The sequence below is a fragment of the Neptuniibacter caesariensis genome (genome assembly GCF_000153345.1).
Classification (GTDB): domain Bacteria; phylum Pseudomonadota; class Gammaproteobacteria; order Pseudomonadales; family Balneatricaceae; genus Neptuniibacter; species Neptuniibacter caesariensis.
The window spans coordinates 67,699-75,072 of the sequence record NZ_CH724127.1; the positions used below are offsets into that span (position 1 = coordinate 67,699).

Annotated in this window: 8 protein-coding genes; all 8 read right to left on the reverse strand. The window is 44.6% G+C overall.

The window, feature by feature from the left end; genetic code table 11:
- Window positions 1-4: 4 nt before the first annotated feature.
- The gene (gene era / locus MED92_RS14140; RefSeq protein ID WP_007022247.1) at window positions 5-940 is read right to left on the reverse strand and encodes a GTPase Era; all 936 of its coding nucleotides are present in this window, start codon (window positions 938-940) and stop codon (window positions 5-7) included.
- Window positions 941-942: 2 nt separating this feature from the next.
- Window positions 943-1,623 (reverse strand): ribonuclease III, encoded by a 681-nt coding sequence (rnc, locus tag MED92_RS14145; protein ID WP_007022248.1) that lies wholly within the window; start codon window positions 1,621-1,623, stop codon window positions 943-945.
- Window positions 1,620-1,994, reverse strand: a complete 375-nt coding sequence (locus MED92_RS14150) for a DUF4845 domain-containing protein (RefSeq protein ID WP_007022249.1) — start codon at window positions 1,992-1,994, stop codon at window positions 1,620-1,622. The genes rnc and MED92_RS14150 overlap by 4 nt, the downstream gene beginning before the upstream one ends.
- A gap of 11 nt (window positions 1,995-2,005) precedes the next feature.
- A complete protein-coding gene (lepB, locus tag MED92_RS14155) occupies window positions 2,006-2,818 on the reverse strand; it encodes a signal peptidase I (protein WP_007022250.1) in 813 nt (270 codons plus the stop codon).
- A gap of 19 nt (window positions 2,819-2,837) precedes the next feature.
- A complete protein-coding gene (gene lepA / locus MED92_RS14160; RefSeq protein WP_007022251.1) occupies window positions 2,838-4,637 on the reverse strand; it encodes a translation elongation factor 4 in 1,800 nt (599 codons plus the stop codon).
- Window positions 4,638-4,746: 109 nt separating this feature from the next.
- Window positions 4,747-6,153, reverse strand: a complete 1,407-nt coding sequence (locus MED92_RS14165; RefSeq protein ID WP_007022252.1) for a DegQ family serine endoprotease — start codon at window positions 6,151-6,153, stop codon at window positions 4,747-4,749.
- Between the two features lie 32 nt (window positions 6,154-6,185).
- Window positions 6,186-6,620, reverse strand: a complete 435-nt coding sequence (locus MED92_RS14170; RefSeq protein ID WP_007022253.1) for a SoxR reducing system RseC family protein — start codon at window positions 6,618-6,620, stop codon at window positions 6,186-6,188.
- Window positions 6,617-7,374 (reverse strand): MucB/RseB C-terminal domain-containing protein (locus MED92_RS18690; protein WP_007022254.1); only part of this gene is annotated, 758 nt, incomplete at its 5' end. The genes MED92_RS14170 and MED92_RS18690, both read right to left, overlap by 4 nt.

The following is a 7,374-nucleotide window of genomic DNA, read 5'->3' on the forward strand; positions in this document are numbered from 1 at the left end:
TTGCTTAGTTATCGTTATAACCCAGGCTACGAAGAGCACGCTCATCATCAGCCCAACCACGGCGCACTTTAACCCACAAATTAAGCATTACCTTACTATCAAACATACGCTGCATATCAAGACGAGCATCACGTCCGATTGTTTTTATACGATCGCCTTTGTCTCCGATAACGATACGCTTCTGACCATCCCGCTCAACCAGAATAAGCGCGCTAATATGCAGAACGCCATTCTCGGCATATTTGAACTCTTCAATCTCAACCGTTGTACCATAGGGTACTTCATCACCCAGATTGCGCATGAGCTTCTCACGAACCATCTCTGCAGCCATGAAGCGAGAGCTCTTGTCTGTCAACTGATCATCAGGGAAATGATGCATACCCTTTGGCATATAACTAGCGATCAATTCCTCAAGTTGCTCAACGTTATGTCCCTGTTTCGCAGATAATGGAATCATCTCAGCAAACTCCATACGCTCAGAATGCGACTGCATCTGAGGGAGTAGGGAAGCCTTATCCTTAAGCTGATCTACTTTATTGACTGCAAGAATAACTGGGCATCGGGCATGTTTCACTTTATCCAACACCATCTGGTCTTCTTCAGTCCAGGCAGTACGATCGACGATGAAAACAATCAAATCTACATCGCGCAAAGCGTCGGAAGCCGCTTTATTCATATAACGGTTTAATGCTTTTTTTCCGTCATCTTTATGCAGACCAGGCGTATCTACGTAGACAATCTGTAAATCGCCTTCGGTTTTGATTCCCATAATCTGATGACGGGTCGTCTGCGGTTTCTTGGAAGTGATACTAAGTTTCTGCCCAAGAATATGGTTCATGAGCGTAGACTTACCGACATTTGGACGCCCAACAATAGCAACAAAACCACAACGCTGATCTGGATTTTGCGGTTCCAGCAGGTGCATTAAATCTTCAGCCATAATTATTTCTCCACCTGCAAAGCAGTCAGTGCGTTCTTAGCTGCTTCTTGTTCAGCCTGACGTCTACTACTACCGGTTCCTTTCGCCGGGTTATTTAACCCCGAAACACGGCAGTCAATATAGAAGGTCTGCGCGTGCGCTTCTCCTTCAACATTAGTTAATTCATATTCAGGCAGGGCCAATCGACGCGATTGTAAAAACTCCTGCAACCTTGTCTTTGAATCTTTAAGGCTTTCATTCAGATCAAGTGTACTTAAGCGCTGTTCGAACCACTTAAGAATATAGGCCCTGGCCGTATCCATATCAGAATCGAGATAGATCGCACCAATAATGGCTTCAACTGCATCTGCGAGGATAGAATCGCGACGAAAGCCACCACTTTTTAACTCGCCACTACCTAAACGAAGGTAATCGCCTAAACCTAATTCTCTAGCAACCTCAGATAAAGTGACACCTTTCACCATTCGGGCCCGAAGACGGCTTAATTCGCCTTCTTTTGCCTTAGGAAAGCGAGCATAAAGATCGTCAGCAATAACAAAATTAAGGATAGAGTCGCCTAGAAACTCAAGACGCTCATTATTTTTTTTTCCGCAACTACGATGCGTAAGCGCCAATTCGAAAAGGGACAGATCACTAAAATCATGGCCAATTCGACGCGCTAATTCATTAACTGGTTTTATCAAGGTGCTATTGCTTCATATTCTTTTTTGAACACAACAACCGCATCAACGTTGTAAAACATCGGGATACGGACTTCATAATCTACGATAAAGCGGATGACGCCTTCCTTACGAGTAATCACTAATGAATCTTTATGCGGTAATTTGACCTGATTTATCCGCATTTTCTTGATAAAGCTAGATTTCAGACCACCGGGCCCAGCTTTTAGCTGTTCACGGTCAGAGACCATATCCTCTATCACAGACTCAACCGTCAGATTATCGGTATAAGCCGGATATAGCTTAAATGCTATTGAGAATAGGAAACCAGCCACAATCAGGACAATTAAAATAGAGAAAAATGAAGCACCTGCCTGCTGCTTACGAGATTTCATTGAGTACTCCCTCATTCAATCACACGCACTTCGCCAAAAGATGGCACACTTAAGAATGTTGGCCAATGCATCCATACAGCAAACGCTTTACCAACAATCAATTCATCAGGTACAAAGCCCCAGTAACGGCTATCGTTACTGTTATCGCGGTTATCACCCACCATAAAGTACTCGCCTTCAGGAACCGTCCACTGCATGTTCTGCGACGGTCTGTTCAAATCTTTATAGATTTGATGAGCCGCTCCATCCAGGTTTTCCTGCATCACTAAACGCTGGGGACGATTAGGAGGCAACTGAGCCAATAATTCCTGAGCTTGGGGCACACCATTGATATAAAGGATTTTATTCTGGTAGCGAATAACATCACCCGGTATACCCACTACCCTTTTAATATAGTTAACACTTGGCTGTTTAGGATATTTAAATACCACAACATCACCACGCTGCGGGTCATTCATCGGAATAACCTTGGTATTTAGAACAGGTAAACGAAAGCCATAGTGAAACTTATTCACTAAGATAAAGTCGCCAATTTTTAACGTAGGTAACATTGAGCCTGAAGGTATCTGGAACGGCTCAACCAGAAAAGATCGTAAAACTAACACGATCAACAACACCGGAAACATAGATCTTCCAGTATCAACCCAGCTCGATACACGATTAATTTCTACTATAGCCGTGTCTGGCAACGCACCATCAACTTTACTCTGAGCATCACGGAGTTTCGCTTCTCTAACAGGCTTCAGCGAAATTCGGTCATAAAACCAAACAAGACCAGCAACAAACGTGAGTGCTACCAGAACAATAGCAAAATCAAAATCCATCTACAGCGCCTTACTCTGATTAACTATCAACTTTTAACACGGCAAGGAACGCATCCTGAGGTATCTCTACACTACCTACTTGCTTCATACGTTTCTTACCCTCTTTCTGCTTCTGCAACAGTTTCTTTTTACGGCTGACATCGCCACCGTAACATTTCGCAGTTACATTCTTACGCAATGCTTTTACGGTTGTACGAGCGATAACCTTACCGCCAAGTGCCGCTTGAATCGCAACATCGAACATCTGACGAGGAATGACCTCTTTCATTTTTTCACAAAGCTGTCGGCCACGGAATTGCGCATTATCACGGTGTAGAATCACCGCTAACGCATCCACCTTATCGCCATTAATCAGAATATCCATACGAACAAGCTTCGCAGGCTCAAAGCGCACAAAGTTGTATTCCAGGGATGCGTAACCACGGCTCACCGATTTCAGTCGATCAAAAAAATCCAGTACTACTTCAGCCATCGGCAGTTCATAAGTAACCTGTACCTGATTACCTACGTAATTCATTTGTTTTTGAATACCACGTTTCTCGACACACAGACCGATGACTTGTCCCAGATAATCCTGAGGTACCAGAATATTTGCCTCAACAATAGGCTCACGCATCTCATTAATGGAACCCGGGTCAGGCAACTTCGATGGGCTATCTATGTGAATTACATCGCCGTTGTTCATCTCTAATTCATAGATTACTGTTGGCGCTGTCGTAATCAGATCCAGATTATATTCGCGTTCTAAACGCTCCTGGATAATTTCCATGTGCAGCATTCCCAGGAAGCCACAACGGAAACCAAACCCAAGGGCATCAGATGTTTCCGGTTCGAAGAACAACGATGCATCATTCAGAGTTAATTTATCCAGTGCTTCACGAAAATCCTGATAATCATCAGAACTGGTTGGGAATAAGCCGGAGTAAACCTGAGGCTGCACTTTTTGGAAACCCGGCAGGCTATCTACATCAGGCGTTTTAAGATGGGTTAACGTATCACCGACTGGAGCACCATGAATATCTTTAACGCCAGCAACGATAAAACCTACTTCACCTGCATGCAGAACACCCGTTTCTGTCTGTTTTGGCGTAAAGATACCTACAGAATCGACCTGATAGTTCTGGCCTGTAGACTTAACCAGAATTTTATCTTTTTTACGCAGGGTTCCCTGATTAACACGTACCAGGGAAACAACACCAAGATAGTTATCAAACCATGAATCAATAATCAGAGCTTGCAGCGGTGCATCTACATCACCTTCAGGTGGCGGGATATCCTTTACCAGCTGTTCAAGCACATCTTCGACACCCATTCCACTTTTTGCAGAGCATGGAACAGCGTCAGTGGCATCGATTCCGATGACCTCTTCAATTTCCACACGAACTCGTTCTGGTTCTGCTTGAGGTAGATCCATCTTATTAAGGATTGGAACGACCTCGAGGCCCTGTTCAATCGCGGTGTAGCAGTTAGCTACTGACTGAGCTTCAACACCTTGAGCAGCATCAACAATCAACAAAGCGCCTTCGCAGGCAGCAAGTGAGCGAGATACTTCATATGAAAAGTCGACATGCCCTGGCGTGTCGATAAAGTTCAATTGGTAGGTATTCCCATCTTTGGCGGTATAGTTAAGTGTTACACTCTGCGCCTTGATCGTAATCCCGCGTTCACGCTCCAGATCCATTGAATCCAGTACCTGAGCTTCCATTTCTCGATCACTCAAACCACCGCACATCTGAATGAAACGATCTGCCAGAGTAGACTTGCCATGGTCGATATGGGCGATGATGGAAAAATTACGGATATGTTCTAGATTGCTCACGTGCTGGATACCGCTTTATATGTCGCTTAAAAGGCGCAAGTTTACAGTATTTGGTTGATTCGGGCTATGAAAAAGGGGGCATATGCCCCCTATCACTTGCTGTTTGCAATCAGTTACTTATCTTTAATGGGATAAACATCGGGCTACCACGTCGAACAATACGCATTGGGACAGATTTCCCGATAGGCAGATCCGCAACAACAGCATTGAACTGCGTGACAGAATCAATTTGTTCACCGTTTAACATGGTAATAACATCACCAACCATTAAACCGGCTTCCGCGCCTGGACCTTGCATCACTCGCTTAACCACTACTCCAGCACTAACCTGCCATTTCTCTTTTCGCTTTTGATCAAGTTCCGAGACCTGAATTTCCAAAGAGTTTTCTCGAGATTCCTGTGGCTGACCGTAATCGGCTTTTGCCAACGCCTCTTTGCCAGGCAAAGTGCCTATTTCGACCCTCAAAGTTTTGCTTTTACCGCCTCGTACTATATCAACTTTTGCCTTTTTGCCTGGTTTCACACGACCAACGAAATGCGGTAAATCTGAGGAACGAATAACCTCTCGACCTTCAAATCGTAAGATAATATCGCCCTCCTGAAGACCTCCACTTAACGCCGGGCTATCAGGCAGAACTTTAGCAACTAATGCACCTGCAGGCTTTTCTAAGCCGAAGGATTCAGCAAGGTCACGGTTAACTTCCTGAATGATGACACCTAACCACCCACGTGTAACAAACCCGTGACTTTTCAGTTGATCTGCCACATTCATAGCCACATCAATAGGAATCGCAAAAGACAATCCCATAAATCCACCAGAACGTGTATAAATTTGCGAGTTGATGCCAATCACCTCACCATCGAGGTTAAACAGCGGCCCCCCCGAGTTGCCAGGATTGATAGCTACATCGGTTTGAATAAATGGCACGTAGGTTTCGTTGGCAAGGGCACGCTCTTTAGCGCTTACAATTCCGGCAGTAACACTGTGGTCGAAGCCAAATGGAGAACCTATTGCCAGGACCCATTCACCAACTTCTAACTTTGCTGATTTACCTACTTTAACCGTCGGAAGGTCTTCCGCATCTATTTTTAATAACGCAACATCAGACCGCTCATCAGAACCAATAACCTCAGCCTCAAGTTCCCTGCGATCGGATAAGCGCACAATGACTTTATCTGCATCAGCAATAACATGGTGATTGGTCAGCAAATAGCCGTCTTCAGAAATAATGAAACCTGAGCCCAGAGACTGCGGGGTACGGCGTTTTGGCCGCTCCCCTTGGCCGCCCTCAGGCATACGAAAGAAATGTCGAAAGATCTCTGGGATCTCTTCGCCATTTGGACCTGAAAATGGATTCATCCCCCTTGTGGAATTAGACTTTTGAACAGTACTAATATTGACCACAGCTGGAGAGGATTCTTTTACCAAAGACTTGAAATCTGGAAGTCCCGCTGCATTAACTGGCAAGACCACCATGACTAAACAAGTAAAAATCAGCTTTGTAATAGTTCTCATAAAACAATCACCTATTTCTACCTTACTTCGAATTAAATAACTTTCATTAATACGGGCTGGTATCGATAAGAACGAAAGAGTGGCTGACTACCATAACGAACAAAAACAAAACTAAGCGTCAGCGCCAGAAATGAAAATACAATCGTGGCAATTTCGTTAACAAAGAGGTAGTTACCAATGACAGCACCAACAAACAAAGCTAGCAGAGGAATCAGGTACATGAACAAAGTTGCCCTGAGGAAAGCCCCCTCCTCGATCCCTAGAAGCACATCATCATTCTCATGGACAATAATATCGTCGGGATTATTAACCCGAAAAATAAAACGCTTCCCCTGACCTGCACTTGCTAATAACTTTTGACCACAGCCATTCCTGGCCGCACAACTAGCACATGCACTCTGGCGTACAGTTTCAACCCATACACCAGTTGCATCAATCTCTACAACTTTACCTTGTTCTTCAATCATCGACGCTCAACAGAAGAAGCTATACGTTCTGCAATCATTAAAGGTACATCACCGACGACTGTGACAAACTGATCACCGATCCGTTTACCAACAGCAACCATTTCTCCGGACTGAGCAACACCTTCAGGAACAGTCTGGCGACCATAATCTTCAACGCAAACCGTGAATGAGTTCCTGCCGTTGCTAAATACCTGAACCTCAGCATGAGCCATTACTTCACGCTTCATCCCTCTAAAGCCTTCAGGAAGCCACGAAGCCTGCCAGTTAGACTGCTTTTCAGAAAGCATATGCTCATGCTGATCAATATAACGCTCTATCCCCTGTGATAGACGAATAATCTCTGGCTCCTGGCCATTTTCGACAATCATATTGCGATTACCAAATTGCGCACGAACAATATCACCTGATACAGAATTCGCTGGTAATGTATACGCGGGACGATTATCTACGATAGTTTGATTACCCTGCTCAACATTCTGAACACCAAGAATCACCATTGCCGTAACTGAAGCCGCAGCCGCCATACTGGCAAGAGGTTTCCAAAACTGAAACCTGCTTGTGTCCTGATCGCTACGCTGTTGAGATTGAGTTTCACTCTCAACTTGGAATGCTGGCTCGGCATCAAGTGCAGCCATAACTTGCGAACTGATATCTAATTTTGGCTCAGCAACTTCATCATTACGCATAACCGAACGAATCAAATGGTAACGCTGCCAGGCTTCTGCTAGCTCTGGCTCACCGTCCATCTCTCTAA

Coding starts and splice junctions, on each gene's coding strand:
- era (WP_007022247.1), bottom strand. CDS start 940: ATGGCTGAAGATTTAATGCACCTGCTGGAACCGCAAAATCCAGATCAG.
- MED92_RS14150 (WP_007022249.1), bottom strand. CDS start 1,994: ATGAAATCTCGTAAGCAGCAGGCAGGTGCTTCATTTTTCTCTATTTTA.
- lepB (WP_007022250.1), bottom strand. CDS start 2,818: ATGGATTTTGATTTTGCTATTGTTCTGGTAGCACTCACGTTTGTTGCT.
- MED92_RS14165 (WP_007022252.1), bottom strand. CDS start 6,153: ATGAGAACTATTACAAAGCTGATTTTTACTTGTTTAGTCATGGTGGTC.
- MED92_RS14170 (WP_007022253.1), bottom strand. CDS start 6,620: ATGATTGAAGAACAAGGTAAAGTTGTAGAGATTGATGCAACTGGTGTA.